We start from the raw sequence: 21,609 nt of genomic DNA, 5'->3' as shown, positions 1-21,609 counted from the left end.
TCCCTCGCATATCGCCATAAAACCTTCGCAGCGAGGCTGTGCAAGGTATCTGGCTGCGAATGAATGATCTGCGGCTGGTGCTCAGCCAGGTCTCAGGAGGGCTGATTCAGCCCGCGAAGAGCAAGAGGACAGCGATGAAGGCCGTAATTCTGGCTGGTGGACTGGGTACGCGAATCAGCGAAGAGTCCCACCTCAAGCCCAAGCCCATGATCGAGATCGGCGGCAAGCCAATTCTTTGGCACATCATGAAGCAGTATTCCGCTCACGGGATTCATGATTTCGTGATTTGCCTGGGCTACAAGGGCTACGCGATCAAGGACTTCTTTGCTAACTACTTCCTGCATACCTCGGACGTAACCTTCGACATGCGCAACAACCGCATGGACGTGCATCAGAACTACAGCGAGCCCTGGAGCGTGACGCTGATCGATACCGGCGAGGAAACCATGACCGGCGGTCGTCTGCGCCGTGCCGGGCGCTACCTGCAGGATGAAGAGGCGTTCTGCTTTACCTACGGCGATGGTGTGTCCGACCTGAACATCGGCGCCCTGGTGGATTTTCATAAGGCCCACGGCAAGCTGGCCACCGTCACTGCAGTCCAACCGCCTGGCCGTTATGGCGCCCTGGAGCGTGATGGCGACCGGGTCCTGGGGTTCACTGAAAAACCCCGTGGCGACGGCGGCTGGATCAATGGCGGGTTCTTCGTGTTGTCGCCCAAGGTGCTGTCTTACATCGATGGCGACAGCACCACCTGGGAAGCCGAGCCGCTGATGCAACTGGCCAGGAACCAGCAATTGCGTGCATTCGAGCACGGTGGGTTCTGGCAGCCGATGGACACCCTGCGCGACAAGAACCATCTGGAACAGCTCTGGCAAAGCGGGGAGGCCCCGTGGAAGCAGTGGGACTGAGTCCGGAGTTCTGGCGCGGCAAGCGGGTCCTGCTGACCGGCCATACCGGCTTCAAGGGCAGTTGGCTGAGCCTGTGGCTGCAGAGCCTGGGCGCAGAGGTCAGCGGTTTCGCCCTGGACCCGAGTACCGAGCCCAGCCTGTTCGAACTGGCCCGGGTGGCCGAAGGGATCAATGATCATCGTGGCGACCTGCGGGACCTGGGCAGCCTGCTGGAGCTGATCGCCCAGGTCGAGCCGGAAATCGTCCTGCACCTGGCGGCCCAGCCCCTGGTGCGTGAAGCCTATCGTGATCCGCTGGGAACCTACTCGAGCAATGTCATGGGCACCCTCAACCTGCTGGAGGCGATCCGCCAGGTCGGTGGGGTGCGCGCCTGCGTCCTGGTGACCACCGACAAGGTCTACGCCAATCAGGAATGGCTGTGGCCCTATCGGGAAAACGAACCCTTGGGTGGCCATGATCCCTACAGCAGCAGCAAGGCCTGTTGCGAGCTGCTGGCCCAGTCCTATGCCTCCTCGTTCTTTGCCGCCGAGCGTTACGCCGAGCACGGCCTGGCCCTGGCCACGGCCCGCGCCGGTAACGTCCTGGGTGGGGGCGACTTCGCGCCCGAGCGGCTGATTCCCGATGTGCTCAGGGCCTGGTCCGCCGATGAACCTGTGACCCTGCGTTTTCCCCAGGCGGTGCGCCCCTGGCAGCACGCCCTGGAGCCGTTGGCCGGCTACCTGCAACTGGCGGCTGGTTTGTATGAGCAAGGTCCGCAATACGCGGGGGCCTGGAACTTCGGCCCCGGCGAGCAGGACATGTGCAGCGTCGGTGACGTGGTGGGGCTGCTGGCCCGGCACTGGCCCGAAGCCCCGGGGCTGCTGATCGAGCCCAGTGAGTTGCACGAAGCCGGCCTGTTGCGCCTGGACAGCAGTCGCGCCCGCCAGTTGCTGGGCTGGATGCCACGCTGGACCCTGGAGCAGTGCCTGGTGCAAACCCTGGACTGGCACCTGGCCTGGAAGAGCGGCGCGGACATGCGCGCCGTGACCCTCGGGCAATTGAATCTGTACCGGGGGGCGCTGTGAGCGAGTTCCAGGTACTGGCCCTGCCATTGGCCGGGTTGTTCGAGGTACGCCACAAGCGTTTCGAGGACCAGCGTGGGCACTTTTCCCGCCTGTTCTGCGAAGGCAGCCTGAGTGCCTTCGGCCAGCCGTTTCATATCCGTCAGATCAACCACTCCTGCACCCGGGAACGGGGCAGTGTGCGTGGCCTGCACTATCAAACCGCCGCGCGTCCCGAGGCCAAGCTCATCACCTGTCTGCGGGGCGAGGTCTGGGACGTGGCAGTGGACCTGCGCCCCGAGTCGCCGACGTTCCTCCACTGGCACGCTGAGCACCTGAGGGCGGGCGACGGCCGCAGCCTGTTGTTGCCGGCGGGCTTCGCCCATGGTTTCCAGACCCTGAGCGAGGATGCCGAACTGCTCTACCTGCACAGCGCCGACTACGCCCCCGAGCACGAGGCCGGGTTGTCGGTGCTGGACCCGCGCCTGGCGATCAACTGGCCGTTGCCTGTCAATAATCTGTCGACCCGGGATGCCAGCCACCCCTTGCTCGATGCTGCTTTCGCTGGAGTGAGTCTATGAATTGCCGCGGTTGTGGCGCCTGCCTGAGCCTGCCTCTGATCGACTTGGGCACTTCGCCGCCGTCCAACGCTTACCTGCGGGCCGAGCAATTGGATCAGGCCGAGCAATGGGTGCCGCTCAAGGTCCAGGTCTGCCAGCAATGCTGGCTGGTACAGACCGAGGACTACACCCGCGCCGACCACTTGTTTGACGCCGACTACGCCTATTTCAGCTCGTTCTCCAGTACCTGGCTGCAGCATGCCCGGGACTACGTGGCGCAGATGGTCGAGCGTTTCGGCCTGGATGCCCGGAGCCGGGTGGTGGAAGTGGCGGCCAATGATGGCTACCTGCTGCAGTACGTGGCCCAGCGTGACATCCCTTGCCTCGGGGTCGAGCCGACCCACAGCACCGCCCAGGCGGCGCGGGCCAAGGGCCTACAGATCCGTGAGCTGTTCTTCGGCCGTGGCACTGCCGCGCAGTTGCTGGAGGAGGGCTGGGCTGCGGACCTGATGGCGGCCAACAACGTGCTGGCCCACGTGCCGGACATCAACGATTTCCTCTGCGGTTTCGCTACTTTGCTCAAGCCGACGGGCGTGGCGACTTTCGAGTTTCCTCAGCTGCTGACCCTGATGGCCGGGCAGCAGTTCGACACCCTGTACCACGAGCACTACTCCTACCTGTCGCTGACCGCGGTCCAGGGCTTGTGCCAGCGCAACGGCCTGGAAATCTTCGATGTCGAAACCCTGTCGACCCATGGCGGCTCGCTGCGGGTGTTCGTGCAGCGTGTCGATGGCCAGCGCCGTCCCGTACTGGACAGCGTGGCGCGTCAGCTGCAGCTGGAACAGCAGGCCGGGGTGAGTACCCCCGAGTACTACCAGACCCTGGCGCCGGCCGCCGAGCGGATCAAGCACGAGCTGCTGCGTTTCCTGCTCCAGGCCAAGGCCGAAGGCAAGCGCGTGGTGGGTTATGGCGCGGCGGCCAAGGGCAATACCTTGCTCAATTACGCCGGGGTCAAGCCCGACCTCCTGGCCTGGGTTGCCGATGCCAGCCCGCACAAGCAGGGCAAGTACCTGCCGGGCAGCCGTATTCCCGTGGTCGCGCCCGAGCGTATCGATCAGGAGCGTCCGGACTATGTGCTGGTCCTGCCGTGGAACCTGCTCGGCGAAGTCAGCGAGCAATTGGCCCAGGTGCGGCAATGGGGCGGGCGCTTCGTGATCGCCGTGCCCGAGTTGCAGCTGCTGTGAAGGGCAGGACGGTGCTGGTCACCGGCGCCACCGGCTTTGTCGGTCGGCATCTGGTCGCGGCCTTGCTGGCCCGGGGATGCCGCGTGCGCGCGGTGGCGCGGGATGCTGACAAGGCGCGACAGCTGTCCTGGTTCGACGCGGTGGAGTTTCGCGCCCTGGACGTGCACGCCCCACAGCTCGATATCGCGGCGCTGGTGGATGGCGTCGATGCCTTGGCCCATCTGGCCTGGCCGGGGCTGCCCAACTATCAGGCGCTGTTTCATCTGGAACACAACCTGATGGCCGACTACCGCTTTATCAAGGCGGTGGTCGAGGCCGGGGTGAGCCAGGTGCTGGTCACCGGCACCTGCTTCGAGTACGGCATGCAGAGCGGGCCCTTGAGTGAAGAGGTCGAGGCGCGCCCGAGCAATCCCTACGGTTTGGCCAAGCACAGCCTGCATCTGTTTCTGCAAGCTCTGCAGCAGCAGTTGCCCTTCAGTTTGCAGTGGGCGCGGCTATTCTACCTGCATGGCCCGGGGCAGAACCCCAAGAGCCTGCTGGCGGCGCTGGACCGAGCGATCGATGCCGGTGACGAGGTTTTCAACATGTCCGGCGGCGAACAACTGCGGGACTACCTGGCCATCGAGGCGGCCGCCGGCTACCTGGCGGCGTTGCTCGAGCAGCGAGGATTTTCCGGGGTGGTCAATTGCTCCAGTGGCCGGCCGATAGCCGTGCGTTCCCTGGTGGAGCAGCGTATTGCTCAGCGCGGCGCGGCGATCCGCCTGAACCTGGGGCATTACCCGTATCCGGACTACGAACCCATGGCGTTCTGGGGCTTGAACCAGCGCTTGTTGGACATAACAGGAGCCGAACATGGCGCATGAGTTGTATCGGGTTGCCGACTTGCCGGTGCTGCAGAACCGCACCTTCGCCGATGCCCAGAGTGCCCGGGCCTCGGCGTCTGCGGACATCGTGCTGGTGCAGGACCTGCAGAGCGGGCTGATCTTCAATCAGGCCTTCGATGCCGACAAGCTCAGCTACGACAGCGACTATCAGAACGAGCAGGCTCACTCGGCGCAGTTCCAGCAGCACCTGACGGACGTCGAGGGCATCATCGCCCGCCACTTCAAGGGCCAGGAACTGATCGAGGTCGGTTGCGGCAAGGGCTATTTCCTTGAGCTGTTGCGCGGCAAGGGCTATGCCATCACCGGCATTGACCCGGCCTACGAGGGGAGCAACCCCGAGGTGATCAAGGCGCCGTTCACCCGCGGCCTGGGGCTGGCGGCCGAGGCCATCGTGCTGCGGCATGTGCTGGAGCATATTGCCGATCCGCTGGCCTTTCTGGCGGAGATTGCCGATGCCAACCAGGGCGGGCAGATCTACATCGAAGTGCCGTGTTTCGACTGGATCCTTGAACATCGCGCCTGGTTCGACGTGTTCTATGAGCACGTCAACTACTTCCGTCTAGAAGACCTGCAGCGCATGTTCGGCACCGTGCATGAAGCCGGGCATCTGTTCGGCGGCCAATACCTGTATGTGGTGGCGGACCTGGGCAGCTTGCAGTCGACATTGCCGGCGCCGCTGCAGCCGCTGCAGATGCCGGCGGATTTCACCGCCAGCATCGAGTCTGCCAAGCGCATCATCCAGTCGGCGCCGCACACCGCCGCCGGGATCTGGGGCGCATCGTCCAAGGGCGTGATCTATTCGCTGTTTTTGCAACGCGCGGGCGTGGCAGTGGATCAGGTCGTCGATATCAACCCGGCCAAACAGGGCCGCTACCTGCCGCTCAGTGGCATGCGCGTGTCCTCGCCACAAGAAGCCATGCAGGCACTGCCGGCGGGCGCCAACCTGTTCGTGATGAATTCCAACTACCTCGAAGAAATCAAGCGCATGACCGACGGCCGTTATGTCTATCACGCCGTTGACAGCGCTTCGTTCAGCTAATTTGCCATTGAGAACCGAACATGACCGAGCACAACGTCATTCAAGCCTTTGAACAAGAATGCCAGGCGCAGATCAGCGCCCAGGGCCAGGATGAAAAGCTCAAGGGCCTGGCCCGCGATTTTTTCAATGAATCCGCGGCGCACAAGTACAGCTATCACTTTTCCTGGATGGGCCGGCCGATCATCCAGCTGCCCCAGGACATGATGGCGATGCAGGAGATCATCTGGCGGGTCAAGCCGGACCTGGTGATCGAATGCGGCATCGCCCATGGCGGTTCGATCATCTACTACGCCTCGCTGCTGGAGCTGCAGGGTCATGGCGAAGTGCTGGGCATCGACCTGGACATCCGCCCGCACAACCGCGAAGCCATCGAGCAGCATCCGATGAGCAAGCGCATCCGCATGATCGAAGGCTCGAGCATCGATCCGGCCATCGCCGAGCAGGTGCGGGCCGCGGCGGCGGGCAAGAAGGTGATCCTGGTTCTGGACTCCAACCACACCCACGAGCACGTGCTCGAAGAGCTGCGCCTGTATGCGCCGCTGGTGTCGGTCGACAGCTACTGCGTGGTCATGGACACCGTGGTCGAGGATATGCCGCCGGAGTTCTTCCCGGATCGTCCCTGGGGCCCGGGCGACAACCCAAAAACCGCGGTCTGGGCCTATCTGGAGGAGAACCGCGATTTCGAGATCGACCAGCAGATGCAGAACAAGCTGCTGATCACCGTGGCACCGGACGGTTACCTGCGTCGGGTTCGCTGAATATCAATGGTTGCAGTTCCGGACGTGTGGCCGGTGGTGGGGAAGGTTTTATGTGGGGTGAAGACAAAGTGATGAACAACAGCGCAACGCCGATGAGCGAACGTTTCACCCTCGTGGTGATGACCCACAACCGCAAGGCGTTCCTGCAACGCACCTTGCAGTACTACAGTACTTACCCCTGTTCGATCCTGGTTCTGGATTCCTCCCTGGAGGCGAATCAGGCATTGGCCGAGCGCTACCCTCAGGTCGACTACCGGCACCTTCCGCAGTTCAACTACAAGGGGTTGCAGGACAAGCTCACCTACGGTGTGAACCAAGTCACTACCCCTTACATGGTGTTTGCCGCCGATGACGACTTCCTGATCCATGATGCGCTGACCGCATCGGTGGAGTTTCTCGAAGCCAACCCGGATTACGGTGTGTGCCATGGGTACGGAATGATGTACCTGGCTCGGGCTTCGGAAACCAACTTCTACCGCCGCGATCGTCGGGTGATGGAGGACTACGCCTCTGATGATCCCGAAGATCGGGTGATGAGTTTCATGGGGCAGTTCCTGCCGCCGTTCTATGCGGTGACGCGCACCGATCTGCTGCGCCAGTGGTACAACCAACTGCCGCCGGGAGTCAGTTTCGAGTGGCAGGAAATTGGCCATAGCTTCTACCTGCTGGCCTGCGCCAAGGCGCGTATCCTGCCAATTCCCTTTGCCGTGCGGGAAGCCAATTACGGGGTTTCGGATCACGACACCGATGTGTTGACGGTGCTGGCCTACCAGGACGCCCGGTCGATGGCGCAACGCGAGGCTTTTGCCGAGTTCCTGGCCTCGCTGCCCACGGGCTTCAGTGGTCGTGACCCGCAGCAGGTGAAGCAGATCGCCCTGGACAGTTTTGCCGCCTTGGCCGATTGCCTGCTGTCGAGACGCTCCCTCAAGGGCGCGATCATTTTCCGTTCGGCCTGGGTCGAGGTGGGGGCTGAGCCGATACGTTCTTTCGCTCCTGAGCAGTTCGTCGAGATGCCGTTCTATAACCAGCCGATGTTCGATCTGTTGACCCAGTTCGAATTCCTCATGCATGCCATGCCGGCGGGTCGGGTTCAGCTTCAGGAGCTGGAAGGCGTGCTACTGCGTCAGGAAGAGCTGATGCGCGAGCACCCCAATGACACCGTGCAGACCCTGCGCAGTCGGCTCTGGGAAGCCTTGACCCTGAATCTGTTCAATCGCCGGGTTGTAAAGCGCCTGGCCGAATCGATGCGCGACAGTGACGAACCCGATGAGGCACGCAAGCTGCAGGCCTGGGCTGAGCGTCTGGAGTCGGTGCCGGGACCGGACAGCCTGGAACTGCTCAGTGCTACCCAGTCGGGCCGACTGCTTGAATGGCTGCAGGCGCGTGAGCCGCAACCAGCTCAGTTGAAGGCCATCAATGCTCATCTGGCGCGCCATGCTGGCGGCCCTCAGGTGCAGATCCTGCTGCTCGACCTCGATGCCGACATGGTCAAGCTGCAAGCCACGTTCGACAGCCTGGTAGCCAGCCATTTCAGGGCGTTCAAGCTGGTGGTGCTGACCACCGGCGACTTGCCGGCGACCACCCGGGCCGAGGACACCCTGCACTTCGTCAAGGTGACCGAGAGCAACTACGTCGAGCGGCTTAATCAGATCGTCGAGCAGTCCCGCGCCGACTGGGTGCTGCTGGCCGAAGCAGGTGATCAGTTCACCCGCAGCGGGTTGTTGCGAGCCAGCCTGGAACTGTTGGGCGCTGAAGGCATCCGTGCGGTGGCGATGGATGAGGTCCAGCGTCGAGAGGATTTCACCTTGAGTGCGGTGTTCCGCCCTGGGGTCAATCTGGATCAGCTACAGAGTGCCCCGTCGCTGATGGCGCGGCACTGGCTGCTGCAGCGCGAAGCTTTGCAGCAGGTCGGTGGCTTTTCCCGGGATCTGAAGCAGGCGCTGGAGTTCGATCTGTTGTTGAAACTGATCCAGGACGGCGGCCTTGGTGGATTGGCGCATCTGGCCGAGCCGTTGCTGATCTGCCGGGAGCCGGGGCGCGCAGCCGCGGCTGAAGAGGCTCAGGTGCTGACCCGGCATCTGGCCGCGCGGGGCTACCGCGCCCAGGTCAGCTCGGCGCAGCCGGGCACCTATCAGATCGATTATCAGCATGCCGAGCGGCCGCTGGTGTCGATCATCCTGCCCAGCCAGGACAACTTCGCCGAACTGCAGCGCTGCCTGGTCAGCGTGCTGCAGCGTACCCGCTACCAGCGCTACGAAGTGCTGATTGCCGAGAACCACAGTCAGAATGTCGCGCTTGATAGTTGGCTGACCAGCCTGGAGAACCGTGGCGAGCGCATTCGCGTGCTGCGCAGCGGCCAGCGCCTGAGCACGTCGGCCCTGCACAACCTGGCTTGCCAGGAAGCGCGTGGCGAGTACCTGGTGCTGCTCTCGGCGGAGGCTGAAGTGGTCAATGCCAATTGGCTCGAAAGCCTGCTCAACCAGGCCCAACGGCCGGAAGTGGGGATTGTCGGCGCCAAACTGGTGAATGCCAGCGCAGAGACCACCCAGGCTGGCTTGATCCTCGGCCTCAATGGTCACCTGGGCGCAGCTTTTGCCGGCGAGGCCAAGGACGCCGCGGGCTACATGAACAGCCTGTGGGTGGAGAAGAACTACTCGGCGGTGTCCGGTGCCTGCCTGATGATCGCCAAGACCCTGTTCGAGGCGGTGGGCGGACTGGACGAAGAGCATTTCGACCAGGCCTTCGCCGATGTCGACCTGTGCCTGAAAGCCTCCGATGCCGGATACCTCACCGTAGTGACTCCCCAGGCGCAGATTCAGCATCCGGGCACCCTGGCGCAGGATCCACAAGCCGCAGCGGCGCTGCGGGACAAGTGGGCGGCGCGCTTTGCCCAGGATAGTGCCTATAACCCGAACCTTTCATTGAGCGGCAAGGGCTTTGCCCTGGGCGTTGCTGGCGCGGTGAACTGGGCTCAGTTGCTCGGATAAGGATTCAGTCATGTTCAACGGTAAGTCGATTTTCATTTCCGGTGGCACCGGTTCGTTCGGGCGCAGCTTCATTCGACGTCTGCTGGAGCAGTACCAGCCCAAGCGGGTTGTGGTGTTTTCCCGCGACGAGCTCAAGCAGTACGAAATGCAGCAGACCTTCAATGCGCCCTGCATGCGTTACTTCCTTGGTGATGTGCGCGATGCCGAGCGTTTGCGCCAGGCCATGCGCGGCATCGACTATGTGGTGCATGCCGCAGCACTGAAACAGGTGCCGGCCGCCGAATACAACCCCACGGAATGCATTCGCACCAACGTCAATGGTGCGGAGAACATCATCGCCGCGGCCATCGACAACGGGGTGAAAAAGGTCGTGGCCTTGTCCACCGACAAGGCGGCCAGTCCGATCAACCTGTACGGCGCCACCAAGCTGCTGTCGGACAAGCTGTTTGTGGCGGCGAACAACATCGCCGGTGAGCAGCCAACCCGGTTTGCCGTGGTGCGCTACGGCAATGTCGCCGGCTCCCGTGGTTCGGTCGTGCCGTTTTTCAGCAAGCTGATTGCCGAGGGAGCCAGGGAACTGCCGATCACCGATGAGCGCATGACGCGTTTCTGGATCACGCTGGATCACGGTGTGCAGTTTGTTCTGGATAGCTTTGCCCGCATGCACGGCGGTGAGATCTTCGTGCCCAAGATTCCTTCGATTCGCATTGTCGACCTGGCGTCAGGCATGGCCGCCCATCTGCCGCACAAGCAGGTCGGCATCCGCCCAGGAGAGAAGCTCCATGAGTTGATGGTGCCGCTGGATGATGCGCGCATGACCCTGGAGTTTGCCGATCACTACACGATTCAACCGTCCATTCGCTTTACCAGCGTCAATGTCGACTTTGCCGTTGATGGCGTGGGGGAGCGGGGCGTTTCGGTCGCCGAGGATTTCGAGTACCGCTCCGATACCAATCCGCACTTTCTCTCGGTGGGGCAGATTGCCGAGTTGCATGACGGAATTTCGGCATGATTCCTTACGGTCGCCAGAGTATCGACCAGGCGGATATCGATGCCGTCGTGGCGGTTCTGCAGTCCGACTGGCTGACTCAGGGGCCGGCCATCGAAGCCTTTGAGCAGGCCATGGCCGCGCGCTGCGAGGCGGCCCATGGCGTGGCCGTCTGCAATGCCACGGCGGCTTTGCATATCGCTTGCCTGGCGGCCGGCCTGGGGCCAGGTGATTGGCTGTGGACCAGCCCCAATACCTTTCTGGCGTCGGCCAACTGTGGGCGTTACTGCGGCGCGGATGTGGATTTTGTCGATATCGATCCGCAGACCTGGAATCTTGATGTCGAGGCCCTGGCCGACAAGCTGCAGGCTGCCCAGGCTTGTGGGCGGTTGCCCAAGGTGGTGGTGGCGGTGGCTTTTTCCGGGCAGAGCTGCGACATGCGCCGGTTGGCGCAGTTGGCTGAGCGATATGCCTTCACCGTGATCGAGGATGCCTCCCACGCGGTGGGCGCGCGCTATGCGGGCCGGCCAGTCGGTTGCGGTGAGTTTGCCGCGATGACCGTGTTCAGCTTTCATCCGGTGAAGATCATTACCAGCGCCGAGGGCGGGATGGTTCTGACCAATCGCCCCGAACTGGCGGATCGCCTGCGACGCCTGCGCAGCCATGGCATGACCCGTGATCCGGCACAGATGAGCGAGGCCAGTCATGGTCCCTGGTACTACCAGCAGGTGGAGCTGGGCTTCAACTATCGGATGACCGATCTTCAGGCTGCGCTGGGTTTGTCCCAGTTGAACAGGCTGGATGACTTTGTGCGCCGCCGCCAATATCTGGCGGCTCGCTATCAGCGCCTATTGCAGGACCTGCCATTGACGCTGCCCCAGGCCGATGCACAGTCGGCCTGGCATCTGTATGTGGTGCGGTTGCAGCTCGAAGGACTGAAGCACTCTCATCGACAGGTTTTCGAGGGGCTGCGTGAGTCGGGAGTTGGGGTCAATCTGCATTACATTCCGGTGCATCTGCAGCCGTATTACCAGGCGCTGGGTTTTGCTCAAGGGGACTTTCCCCAGGCCGAGCGCTATTACGCAGAAGCCATCAGCCTGCCGATTTATCCCGGGTTGAGTGACAGCGAACAGGATTTCATTGTCCAGCAGGTACGGCGTTGGGTGCAGGAGTCGTTAGCATCGTGAGTGCGGTTGCCATCATTCCTGCCCGAGGCGGCAGCAAGCGTATTGCACGCAAGAACCTCAAGGCCTTCGATGGCGTGCCGATGCTCGCGCGCTCCATCGACAAGGCGCTGAGTTGCGGGTTGTTCCGGCAGGTGGTGGTCAGTACCGATGACCCGGAGATCGCGGAGTTGGCGCTCGCCTGTGGGGCCGAGGTGCCCTTTATCCGGCCGCAGGCCCTGGCGGATGACTTCACGGGCACCGCGGCGGTGATTGTCCATGCCTTGCAGGCGTTGCGGGAGCTGGGGCGGGAATTCGAGTACGCCTGTTGTATCTACGCCACGGCGCCCTTGCTGCAGGCGCGTTATCTGCGTCAGGGGCTGGAGATATTGATGCGGCACCCGGACAAGGGGTTTGCCTTTTCGGTGTGCGGTTTCGGCTTTCCCGTGCAACGGGCTTTGATCCTCGATGAGCAAGGGGCGCTCGATGCGCTGTACCCGCAGTTTCGCCAGAGCCGTTCCCAGGATCTGCCAGCGGCCTATCAGGATGCGGCGCAGTTCTATTGGGGGCGGAGCCAGGCCTGGCTGCAAGGTGAGGCGCTGTTCTCGCCTCGCAGCCTGCCGGTGATCCTGCCCCGGCACCTGGTGCAAGACATCGATACCGAAGAGGACTGGCGGCGCGCTGAATACCTGTACGCCGCGCTCAAGGCCGGGGGAGAGCTGGAGTGAGGGTGCTGATTCGCGCCGACGCTTCGCCGGCCATCGGCAGTGGCCATGTGGCCCGCTGCCTGACCCTGGCTCAGGAGCTGCGCCGCCAGGGCGCCAGCGTGGCATTTGCCTGTCGGCGTCTGCCCGGGCATCGCCTGGAGGCGCTGCAGGCCGAGGGGTTCCAGACTTTCGAATTGCCAGAACGCTATGCCGACGAGCATCCCGAGTTGGGGATCGAGACGCCCTTGCCCTGGCAGGCGGACATCGCCGCGTTGCAGCAGGCACTGGCCACTGAGCCAGCCTTCGATTGGGTGCTGGTGGACCATTACGGCCTTGATCATCAATGGCAGTGTGCGGCTCGGCAGTGGGCGCCGAGGATCGCCGCCATCGACGACCTGGCCAACCGTAGGCACGCCGTGGACCTGTTGCTGGACCAGAATTTCAGCGGCAGCGCCCAGGCTTATGCCGGGTTGCATGACGAGCACTGCCGGACCCTGTTCGGCCCGCATTTCGCCTTGCTGCGTGACGAGTTCCGACGTCCCGCTATCCCGATTCGCCCCCAGCCGCGGCGGGTGCTGGTGAACTTCGGTGGCTTCGATGCCGCCGGCCAGACCCACAAGGCCATGTTGGCGCTGGCGGATTTCCACCAGTTGCAGGTGGATTTCGTCGCCGGCAGCGGCAATCCGGACTGGCAGGCCATGCAGGCCTTGGCCGCCGAGCGGCCGCACTGGCGCCTGCACAGCTATGTGAAGAATTTTGCCGCTCTGCTGGCCGAGGCCGATCTGTGCCTGGGCGCCGGGGGCGGTACCAGTTGGGAACGCGCGGTGCTGGGCGTGCCCACGCTGTGCATCACCGTGGCCGGCAACCAGGAGCTCAATGCGCGCTTGCTGGCCGAAGCCGGCGCCCACTTGTATCTGGGGCCTTGTGAGCAGGTCAGTGTGGAGCAGGTGCGGCAGGCCGTGAGCCTGCTGCTGGACAACCCATGGTTGCGTCATAGCCTGGCCCGGCGGGCCCGCGAGCTGGTGGATGGCCTGGGCGTGCAGCGCGTGGCGGCGGCGTTGTTTGCCGCCGCGCTGCGCTTGCGTCCGGCGACCCTGGATGATGCCCGCCTGCTGTTCGACGGGCGCAATGCCGAGCTTGTCAGGCGTTGGTCGCAGCAGCCCGGGACGCTTGAGTGGCCGGACCATCTGCGTTGGCTGGAGGCTTGTCTGAAGGATCCGCAGCGCTTGTTGCTGATTGCGCAAGTGCCCGAGGGGCCGGTGGGGGTGCTGCGTTATGACCGCCAAGGCGTCCAGGCCGAAGTTTCGATCTACCTGTTTGCCGAGCGCCTGGGGCTGGGCTGGGGGGCTGCGTTGCTGGAGCAGGGCGAGGCTTGCCTGGTGCGCCATTGGCCTGATGTACGGCGCCTGCGGGCGCAGGTCATGGCAGAGAATCAGGTGTCGCTGCATTTGTTTCGCCGAGCCGGCTATCACCAGGGCATCTGCGAATTCACCCGAGTATTGAAGGAACATCTAGATGACTAGCTTCAAGATCGGTTCGCGCCCTGTGGGCGCCGGCCATGCGCCGTTGATCATCGCCGAGATGAGCGGCAACCATAATCAGTCACTGGATGTGGCCTTGCAGATTGTCGAGGCGGCGGCCAAGGCCGGTGCCCATGCCCTGAAATTGCAGACCTACACTGCGGACACCATGACCCTGGATCTGGATCAGGGCGAATTCTTCATCAAGGATGCGGATAGCCTCTGGGCTGGCTCATCGTTATACAACCTGTACCAGAAGGCCCATACGCCCTGGGAATGGCACCAGCCGATTTTTGCCCGGGCCAAGGCCCTGGGCATGCTGGCGTTTTCCACGCCGTTCGATGAAAGCGCGGTGGATTTTCTTGAAAGCCTTGACGTTCCTGCCTACAAGATCGCCAGCTTTGAAAACACCGATCTGCCGTTGATTCGCCGGGTCGCCGCCACCGGCAAGCCGCTGATCATCTCCACCGGCATGGCCAGCATCGCCGAGCTGGACGAAAGTGTCCGCGCTGCCCGTGAAGCAGGCTGCCGTGACCTGGTGCTGCTCAAGTGCACCAGCACCTACCCGGCCTCGCCGGAGAACAGCAATCTGCTGACCATTCCCCATCTGCGGGAGCTGTTCGGCTGCGAAGTGGGGTTGTCCGACCACAGCATGGGGGTTGGCGTCTCGGTGGCGGCGGTGGCGCTGGGTGCCACGGTGATCGAAAAGCACTTCACCCTGGATCGCGCCGCTGGCGGGGTCGATGCCAGCTTCTCTCTGGAGCCTGCGGAACTGGCCAGCCTGGTGCTGGAAACCGAACGCGCCTGGCAGGCCATGGGGCAGGTGCGCTACGGCGCCACCCAGGCCGAGAGCAAATCACTGGTTTACCGTCGGTCGCTGTATGTCACCCGCGACATGCAGGCCGGAGAGCTGTTCAGCGCCGACAATGTACGGGCCATCCGTCCCGGGCTGGGGCTGGCTCCCAAGCACTACGACGCGCTGCTTGGCCGTCGCGCGCGTCAGGCCCTCAAGCGCGGTACCGCACTGGACTGGGCATTCGTCGAATAGGTCTTTGTGGGGCTGATTCGGCAAAATGGCGTGACCTGTGAGTCATAACGTGCATCTTCACTGTATTGTATTGCCCGGGAAGATGGCGCCAGCCCTGCGTGACAGGACCCGTGACAGCCCTTGGTTCTTCCCGATGCCGTTGTGTTCGGCGCAAGTATCTGTATTTTTTTCGGCAGCCCCTGCTCAGTGACTGAGCGGGGGTATTGAGCTGTTTATTATTGGGAAGCCGTAATGATTGGCATAAAAAGCATTGCGAGCTACGTGCCTGTAGCCGGCGTGGACAATTACGCACAAGGTGCAAAATTCGCCAAGGATGAAGACTTCATCCTGGGCAAGATCGGTTCTGCTTTTCTGCCGCGCAAAGACGCCGGACAAGAAACCTCCGATCTGTGTGTTGAAGCGGTCAATGCCCTGTTCGCCAGTAACCCGGATCTCAAGCGCGAAGCCGTCGACGTATTGATCGTGGTCACCCAGAACGGTGACGAGGAAGGGTTGCCCCACACCGCCGCGATCGTGCAGGACAAATTGGGCCTGCCGACCACCGTCGCCGCTTTCGATATCTCCCTGGGCTGTTCCGGGTATGTCTACGGCATCTATGCCATCAAGGGCTTCATGGAAGCCGCGGGCCTGAAGAACGGCCTGTTGGTCACCGCCGATCCCTATTCGAAGATCGTCGATCCCGAAGACCGCAACACCACCATGCTGTTCGGCGATGCCGCCACCGCCACCTGGCTCGGCGAGGGGGCGACCTGGCAATTGGGCAAGGCCAAGTTCGGCACCGACGGTTCCGGCGCTCCGCACCTGAAGGTCAGCGATGGCGTGTTCTTCATGAACGGTCGTCAGGTGTTCAACTTCGCGTTGCTCAAGGTGCCGGCGCATCTGCATGAGTTGCTGGCCGAGTCGGGCTTGCAGCCGGACGACATCGATGCGTTCTGCATTCACCAGGGCAGTGCGGCCATTGTCGATGCCGTGGCCCGGCGCTTTGAGGGCGATCCGGACAAGTTCATCAAGGACATGGTGGAAACCGGCAATACGGTTTCCTCGAGCATTCCGCTGTTGCTGGAAAAACACATGTTCGATTCCAGCTGGAAGCGCGTGGCCTTGAGTGGTTTCGGCGTTGGCCTGTCCTGGGGCTCGGCGATCATCTATCGCGCCTGAGTTGCCGTTCCCGGCGGTACATATAGCGCTCAAGGTGTAATCTTGAGCGCTATTTTTTTGCGCGAGTGATAAGCGAGGCAGCATGAGCGATAGCTTGGAAGACAATGCCCAGGTACTGAGGGAGCGCTGGCCGGCCCTGCTGGAGCGGCTGTTGGCTGAGGACAGCGCTGCATTGCAGGCGGACCTGGTGGAAGGCCTGGGGTCGACCCTGAGCGTCGCCGGTATCCAGCTCACCAGTCGCCATGATCGCGCTCGTGAGGCTCGTACCCAGGCGGCCAGTCTGCCCGAGGCGCCGGTCCTGCATCTGTATGGCTGTGGCTTGGGGGATCTGCAACAGGTGTTGCTTGAGCGGCCGGGGCTGACGCGACTTTACGTGCATATTCTCAACGGCGCGCTGTTCAAGCTGGTGCTGCAGTTGCTCGATCAGCAGTTCTGGTTGACCGATCCGCGGGTCGAGCTGCTCTATGCCGGCGACCTGTCGGAGATTCAGTTGCCGTTCTTTGCCCTGCCGGCCGAGTTGGTGCTGGCCGATGACTACAACGCGAAGATCCGCGACCGCTTGGTCAGTGAAACTCATGTGTCGTTCAACAACCGCCTGTTCACCGAGGAGGCGGGTGTCGCCGAGCGCCTGGCTGCCGTTGAGCCCTGGGTGCGGGCTGATGCCGATGTCGCCGAGTTGTTTGGCCGCGACAGTGGGCGCGAGGTTTTTGTGATCGCGACCGGTCCGAGCCTGGAGCAGCATTTTGCGGCCTTGCAGGCGTTGCGCGAGCGACCGCAACGACCGTTGCTGATCTGTGTCGACACCGCTTATCAGCCCCTGCAGCGCCACGGTATTGAGCCGGACGTGGTGGTGAGTATCGATCAGCGTATTTCCAGCCGGCATCTTCCGGCTCAGGGGAGTGCCAACACGACCCTGGTGTATATGCCTCTGGCGGATCCGCTGGTGCTTGCAGGCTGGCAAGGGCCGCGTTACGTCGCTTACTCGGCCAGCCCGGTCTTTGCGCCTATGCGCCAGCGATGGCCGAAGGCGCTGTTGCACGCTGGAGGTAGCGTGATCCATCCCGCGGTGGACCTGGCGGTGAAGATGGGGGGGCGGCGGATCACGTTGTTCGGTGCGGATTTTGCCTTTCCGATGGATCGAACCCATGCCGGCTGGCAGGACGGCGACCTGGGGCCGCAACTCAAGGCCGCCAAGCATTGGGTGCTGGACGGCAACGGGCAGCGAGTCAAGACTCAGCTCAATTTCCGCAGCTACCTGTGCGAGCTGGAGCGCTACATTCAGAGTCAGCCCGAGGTCAGGTTTTTCAATACCAGTCGTAGCGGCGCAATGATCGCGGGCACCACCTTCCATGAGGATTTTGTTCAATGAGCCGGCTTGAGTCTTTGATTGCCCGTGCCCGGGAGGTTGCCGATCTGTTCCGCCTGGGACGGGATGTCGAAGCGGCGGTAAACATGATCGAGCTGTTCGACCCGGTGCAAGGCCTGGTCGATGTCGCGCCCCTGGAGGTTCAGCAGGATTGGGCTGGGTTGCTGAGTCTGATGCTCAAGTGTCAGGAGTCGCAGGACTGGCTGGGGTTGGCTGACTACCTGGAGTATGAGCTGGTGGAGTGGCTGTCCATGGCATTTGGAGACTGAGGAGCGGATGCATCAAGCGGGTTCTGGTTGGGGTTTTTCTGGCGTCATTTTTTAGTTGGGCAGGGGTTTAAGCCCTTGTTTTTCAAGGGGTGGCAGGGTGATGGCAAATATTTTTGAAAAAGCCCTAAAGCAACTTGCATTACCGACGATAACTATTACGAAGGTTCTCTAGGCCATTACCCGGCGGTTGCCAGGGCCGGAAGCCGCAGTACCCAACCAACGAGGAATTCGTCATGGCTTTAACAGTAAACACTAACGTCACGTCGTTGAACGTTCAGAAAAACCTGAACCGCGCTTCCGACGCTCTGTCGACTTCGATGACTCGCCTGTCTTCCGGCCTGAAAATCAACAGTGCAAAAGACGACGCCGCCGGCCTGCAGATCGCTACCCGTATGACTTCGCAGATCCGTGGTCAGACCATGGCGATCAAGAACGCCAACGACGGTATCTCCATCGCCCAGACCGCTGAAGGCGCGATGCAAGAATCCACCAACATCCTGCAGCGTATGCGTGAACTGGCTGTTCAGTCGCGAAACGACTCCAACGGTACTCAAGACCGTGTTGCTCTGAACAAAGAATTTGCTCAGATGTCGGACGAGCTGACTCGTATCGCCAAGTCGACCAACCTGAACGGCAAGAACCTGATCGACGGTTCCGCTGGCACCATGACCTTCCAGGTTGGTTCCAACACTGGTGCTACCAACCAGATCACCATCACCCTGGCTAGCGGTTTCGACGCTACCACCCTGGGTGTTGCTTCCGGCACCATCAACATTACCGGTAACGACTCCGCTACTGCTGAAACCAACACTTCGGCTGCAATGAACGCGATCGACACCGCTCTGGCTACCATCAACTCCAGCCGTGCTGACCTTGGTGCTGCCCAGAACCGTCTGACCAGCACCATCTCCAACCTGCAGAACATCAACGAAAACGCCAGTGCTGCACTGGGTCGCGTACAAGATACCGACTTCGCTGCTGAAACTGCCCAGCTGACCAAGCAGCAGACTCTGCAACAAGCTTCGACCGCAGTTCTGGCCCAGGCCAACCAACTGCCATCCGCTGTACTGAAACTGCTTCAGTAATAGCTGGCTAAGCTTTGGCGGGGGAGTGCGCTGGTCGTGCTCTCTCGCTTTTTTACTTTAAGAGGTGGTGGACATGGATATGAGCGTGAAGCTGAACTTGTCTTATCCTGCGGCCAAGCCGGTGACGCCAGTCACTGACAAGCCCGTCGAGAAGCCTCGAGAGGTGGTCCCGGCTGTGGTCGAAACCACCAGTCAGGACAGTAAGAAGGAAGCTCGGACCGAGCAGGAAAAGTTGAAGATGGCCGTCCAGGAAATCGAAAAATTCGTCCAGTCGGTCAAGCGTAACCTGGAGTTCTCTATCGATGAGCCCTCCGGCCAGGTTGTGGTCAAGGTCATTGCCAGTGATTCGGGTGAGGTGGTTCGTCAGATCCCCAACGAAGAAGTGCTGAGATTGGCTCACAGCTTGAATGACGCCAGTAGCCTGCTGTTCAGCGCGAAAGTCTGATAGCTGGCATGAAATTTGTTGCTGGGTTCTTTTGGGCGCTCTAGTGGTCAAAAGACTGGCGGCACTATGAAGGGAGACACACATGGCAAGTCCAATTCTACCGGGTACTGGTTTGGGTTCTGGTCTCGACACAGGTGCTATCGTCAAGGCGCTTGTGGCGTCTGACAAAGCGGCCAAGCAGGGTCAGATCGATCGTGCGACCACCACCAATAGCGCCAGTATTTCTGGTATCGGGACCTTGCAGTCGCTGCTGTCGACCTTTCAGAGCACCTTGTCGGTCGCCGGATTGGGAAGTGCTGTCAATCCTGCCTTTGCCGGCTTTGCTGCAACCTCCAGCGACAGCAAGACCGTGGATGCCACGGCGGACAACTATGCGGTTGCCGGCAAATACACGGTTACCGTTAAAAATCTTGCAACCTCCTCAAAAGTGGCCAGCGCTGCTTTTTCCGGAGGCAATACCAGTGCCATTCCGAGTGGTACGTTAAACATCACTCAAAATGGCATTAACTATCCGCTGACCATCGGCGCCAATGCGACGTTGCAGTCGGTGCGCGATTCGATCAACGCTGATTCGAAGATGAACATGGCTGGGCTCAGCGCGAACATCGTGACTGATTCGTTCGGTTCACGACTGGTGATCGGCTCCGACAAGACGGGCGTCGGCTCTGATATTTCGGTCAGCGGTATTGCCGGGCTGGAGATCGATGGCACCCAGTCCATGTCGACTGATGCCAATCCAGCCACGGCAACCTCGTCCGGTAATATCGGCGGGTTGGCCAAGGACGCGGTTTTCACCGTCGACGGCATGCAGCTGACCAGTAAAACCAATACGGTGACCCAGGCCATTTCCGGTCTGAAGCTTAACCTTGTTGCTCCGACCGCGGCTAACACGCCTATCACCGTGACGGTCGCGACCAACACCGAGGGTTTGAAAACCTCGATCCAGAAATTTGTCGATGCCTACAACGCTGTGGCCAACGGTATTACTACTCTGACCAAGCCTTCTCTGGACGACAGCGGCAACCCGACAGTACCGGCGCAGTTGACTGGTGACTCGCTGCCTCGCTCGATTCTGTCAGCCATTCGTGCGCCGCTGTCCGAGACCGGCGCAGGCGATAAGCTCACCGTACTGGCGCAGTTGGGGATTACCACCAACCAGAAGACCGGTGCGCTGGATTTCGACGACAAGAAGTTCACTGCCGCCATGACCGACAAGAAGCTCGGTGGTGAAGTGCAGAAGCTGTTTACCGGTGATGGCACCAACCCGGGCCTGCTGGACCGCATGACCAAGGCGATCAAGCCGTTCACTGAGGGCGTAGGCGGTAAAGAGGGGATCTTGACCACTCGGAGCAAGACCCTGGATCTGACCAAGAAAAAGCTTTCTGATCAGCAGGATGCTCTGGATCGTCGAGTAGCAACACTGACGGCGGTGCTGACCAAGAAGTACAACGATATGGATACCCTGGTGGGCAAGTTGAAGGCCACTGCCAGCAACATCACGTCGATGTTCGATGCGTTGAACGCACAGAAAAAAGGCTAATATCCGGCCTGTGCCAAAAGCCCGGCAGCGTTTTTTAAGCGCTCCGGGCTTTTGCATTTGACCTAAAGTTTTTTGACGTTACGTCGATACATTGCATATACGAACCCTTGAGTTTTGAAGAGGTATCACATGAATCCGATGTTAGCCCTTCGGCAGTATCAGAAAGTCGGCGCGCAGGCGCAGACCTCCGAAGCCAGTCCACATCGTCTGGTGCAGATGTTGATGGAAGGCGGCCTGGATCGTATCGCGCAGGCCAAGGGTGCGATGGAACGCAAGGATATTGCCAACAAGGGCGTGTTCATCAGCAAAGCCATCGGCATCATCGGCGGCTTGCGCGAAGGCTTGGATCTGGAAAACTCCCTGGACACTCTGGGTGATCTAGACGCTCTGTACACTTACATGATGAAGCGTTTGGCTGAAGCCAACATCAAGACCGATCCGAAGATTCTGGACGAGGTCGCCGATCTGCTGCGTACGGTCAAAGAGGGCTGGGACGCCATCGCCGCACCGGGTCCGCAGTTTTAAGGAGAAATTCCATGAGCGCTGTCCTGCAACGTATCGAAGAAACTCGCGAGGCATTGGTCGACGCCCTTGCTGAGCGCAATTGGCAAGCCATTGGTGAGTTGGATCTGGCTTGTCGTTCGTGCATGGAGGACGTGCTCAGCGAGGCTCAGGTCGATGAGGTCGCCTTGCGTGACAATCTGGAGGAGTTGTTGGGGGTTTACCGGCAGCTGCTTGAGGTGGCAACCGGCGAGCGCCAGGCGATAGTCGACGAGATGTCGCAGATCACCCAAGCGCAGAACGCGGCAAAGGTTTACCATTTGTTCGGTTGATGTTGAGTTAATCCGAACGTTGCGCGCCATAAATTTGACTGTGCACGCATTTTTGACTTAACTAGTG

21 protein-coding genes are annotated in these 21,609 nt (G+C 61.3%); all 21 read left to right on the top strand.

Annotation, left to right across the window (positions count from 1 at the left end; genetic code table 11):
• Nucleotides 1-134: 134 nt before the first annotated feature.
• The 21 genes from rfbF to GGI48_RS06560 all read left to right on the top strand — a co-directional run bounded on the left by rfbF (nucleotide 135) and on the right by GGI48_RS06560 (nucleotide 21,542).
• Entirely contained in the window at nucleotides 135-908 is a 774-nt protein-coding gene (gene rfbF, locus GGI48_RS06660) for a glucose-1-phosphate cytidylyltransferase (RefSeq protein WP_179597557.1), read from the top strand.
• Complete coding sequence (gene rfbG, locus GGI48_RS06655) at nucleotides 890-1,972, top strand: CDP-glucose 4,6-dehydratase (protein ID WP_179597555.1); 1,083 nt, start codon at nucleotides 890-892, stop codon at nucleotides 1,970-1,972. The genes rfbF and rfbG overlap by 19 nt, the downstream gene beginning before the upstream one ends.
• Nucleotides 1,969-2,529: a dTDP-4-dehydrorhamnose 3,5-epimerase family protein gene (locus tag GGI48_RS06650; protein ID WP_179597553.1), complete on the top strand. Its 561-nt coding sequence runs from the start codon at nucleotides 1,969-1,971 to the stop codon at nucleotides 2,527-2,529. Before rfbG ends, GGI48_RS06650 begins: the two co-directional genes overlap by 4 nt.
• A complete protein-coding gene (locus tag GGI48_RS06645; protein ID WP_179597552.1) occupies nucleotides 2,526-3,752 on the top strand; it encodes a class I SAM-dependent methyltransferase in 1,227 nt (408 codons plus the stop codon). The genes GGI48_RS06650 and GGI48_RS06645 overlap by 4 nt, the downstream gene beginning before the upstream one ends.
• On the top strand, nucleotides 3,749-4,615 hold the full coding sequence (locus GGI48_RS06640) for an NAD-dependent epimerase/dehydratase family protein (protein WP_260620629.1): 867 nt from the start codon (nucleotides 3,749-3,751) through the stop codon (nucleotides 4,613-4,615). Before GGI48_RS06645 ends, GGI48_RS06640 begins: the two co-directional genes overlap by 4 nt.
• Entirely contained in the window at nucleotides 4,605-5,675 is a 1,071-nt protein-coding gene (locus GGI48_RS06635; RefSeq protein ID WP_016963136.1) for a class I SAM-dependent methyltransferase, read from the top strand. The genes GGI48_RS06640 and GGI48_RS06635 overlap by 11 nt, the downstream gene beginning before the upstream one ends.
• Nucleotides 5,676-5,695: 20 nt before the next feature.
• A complete protein-coding gene (locus tag GGI48_RS06630; RefSeq protein WP_016963137.1) occupies nucleotides 5,696-6,433 on the top strand; it encodes a cephalosporin hydroxylase family protein in 738 nt (245 codons plus the stop codon).
• Nucleotides 6,434-6,483: 50 nt separating this feature from the next.
• Nucleotides 6,484-9,420, top strand: coding sequence for a TIGR00180 family glycosyltransferase (locus tag GGI48_RS06625; protein ID WP_179597548.1), 2,937 nt, complete (start codon nucleotides 6,484-6,486; stop codon nucleotides 9,418-9,420).
• A 10-nt stretch (nucleotides 9,421-9,430) separates the two neighbouring features.
• Nucleotides 9,431-10,432, top strand: coding sequence for a UDP-N-acetylglucosamine 4,6-dehydratase (inverting) (gene pseB / locus GGI48_RS06620; protein ID WP_179597546.1), 1,002 nt, complete (start codon nucleotides 9,431-9,433; stop codon nucleotides 10,430-10,432).
• On the top strand, nucleotides 10,429-11,595 hold the full coding sequence (gene pseC / locus GGI48_RS06615) for a UDP-4-amino-4,6-dideoxy-N-acetyl-beta-L-altrosamine transaminase (RefSeq protein ID WP_179597544.1): 1,167 nt from the start codon (nucleotides 10,429-10,431) through the stop codon (nucleotides 11,593-11,595). Before pseB ends, pseC begins: the two co-directional genes overlap by 4 nt.
• Nucleotides 11,592-12,299, top strand: a complete 708-nt coding sequence (gene pseF / locus GGI48_RS06610) for a pseudaminic acid cytidylyltransferase (protein ID WP_179597542.1) — start codon at nucleotides 11,592-11,594, stop codon at nucleotides 12,297-12,299. Before pseC ends, pseF begins: the two co-directional genes overlap by 4 nt.
• Entirely contained in the window at nucleotides 12,296-13,801 is a 1,506-nt protein-coding gene (gene pseG / locus GGI48_RS06605; RefSeq protein WP_179597540.1) for a UDP-2,4-diacetamido-2,4,6-trideoxy-beta-L-altropyranose hydrolase, read from the top strand. Before pseF ends, pseG begins: the two co-directional genes overlap by 4 nt.
• Nucleotides 13,794-14,846 (top strand): pseudaminic acid synthase, encoded by a 1,053-nt coding sequence (pseI, locus tag GGI48_RS06600; RefSeq protein ID WP_179597538.1) that lies wholly within the window; start codon nucleotides 13,794-13,796, stop codon nucleotides 14,844-14,846. Before pseG ends, pseI begins: the two co-directional genes overlap by 8 nt.
• Nucleotides 14,847-15,077: 231 nt before the next feature.
• A complete protein-coding gene (locus GGI48_RS06595; RefSeq protein ID WP_047302672.1) occupies nucleotides 15,078-16,004 on the top strand; it encodes a ketoacyl-ACP synthase III in 927 nt (308 codons plus the stop codon).
• Nucleotides 16,005-16,086: 82 nt separating this feature from the next.
• Nucleotides 16,087-17,373 (top strand): motility associated factor glycosyltransferase family protein, encoded by a 1,287-nt coding sequence (locus tag GGI48_RS06590; RefSeq protein ID WP_179597536.1) that lies wholly within the window; start codon nucleotides 16,087-16,089, stop codon nucleotides 17,371-17,373.
• Nucleotides 17,370-17,639, top strand: coding sequence for a hypothetical protein (locus tag GGI48_RS06585; protein WP_179597534.1), 270 nt, complete (start codon nucleotides 17,370-17,372; stop codon nucleotides 17,637-17,639). Before GGI48_RS06590 ends, GGI48_RS06585 begins: the two co-directional genes overlap by 4 nt.
• A gap of 233 nt (nucleotides 17,640-17,872) precedes the next feature.
• On the top strand, nucleotides 17,873-18,724 hold the full coding sequence (locus GGI48_RS06580; protein WP_016963144.1) for a flagellin domain-containing protein: 852 nt from the start codon (nucleotides 17,873-17,875) through the stop codon (nucleotides 18,722-18,724).
• A gap of 73 nt (nucleotides 18,725-18,797) precedes the next feature.
• Nucleotides 18,798-19,169 carry a flagellar protein FlaG gene (locus tag GGI48_RS06575; protein ID WP_016963146.1) on the top strand — a complete coding sequence of 124 codons (372 nt, stop codon included), beginning with the start codon at nucleotides 18,798-18,800 and terminating at the stop codon, nucleotides 19,167-19,169.
• An 82-nt stretch (nucleotides 19,170-19,251) separates the two neighbouring features.
• Entirely contained in the window at nucleotides 19,252-20,709 is a 1,458-nt protein-coding gene (gene fliD / locus GGI48_RS06570; protein ID WP_103741583.1) for a flagellar filament capping protein FliD, read from the top strand.
• A gap of 129 nt (nucleotides 20,710-20,838) precedes the next feature.
• Complete coding sequence (gene fliS / locus GGI48_RS06565) at nucleotides 20,839-21,234, top strand: flagellar export chaperone FliS (protein WP_179597533.1); 396 nt, start codon at nucleotides 20,839-20,841, stop codon at nucleotides 21,232-21,234.
• 11 nt (nucleotides 21,235-21,245) lie between these two features.
• On the top strand, nucleotides 21,246-21,542 hold the full coding sequence (locus GGI48_RS06560) for a hypothetical protein (protein WP_016963150.1): 297 nt from the start codon (nucleotides 21,246-21,248) through the stop codon (nucleotides 21,540-21,542).
• Nucleotides 21,543-21,609: the final 67 nt, after the last annotated feature.

Source organism: Pseudomonas protegens (genome assembly GCF_013407925.2).
In the GTDB taxonomy this organism is placed as follows: Bacteria; Pseudomonadota; Gammaproteobacteria; order Pseudomonadales; family Pseudomonadaceae; genus Aquipseudomonas; species Aquipseudomonas fluorescens_AP.
This window is presented reverse-complemented; position numbering and strand designations above follow the sequence as displayed.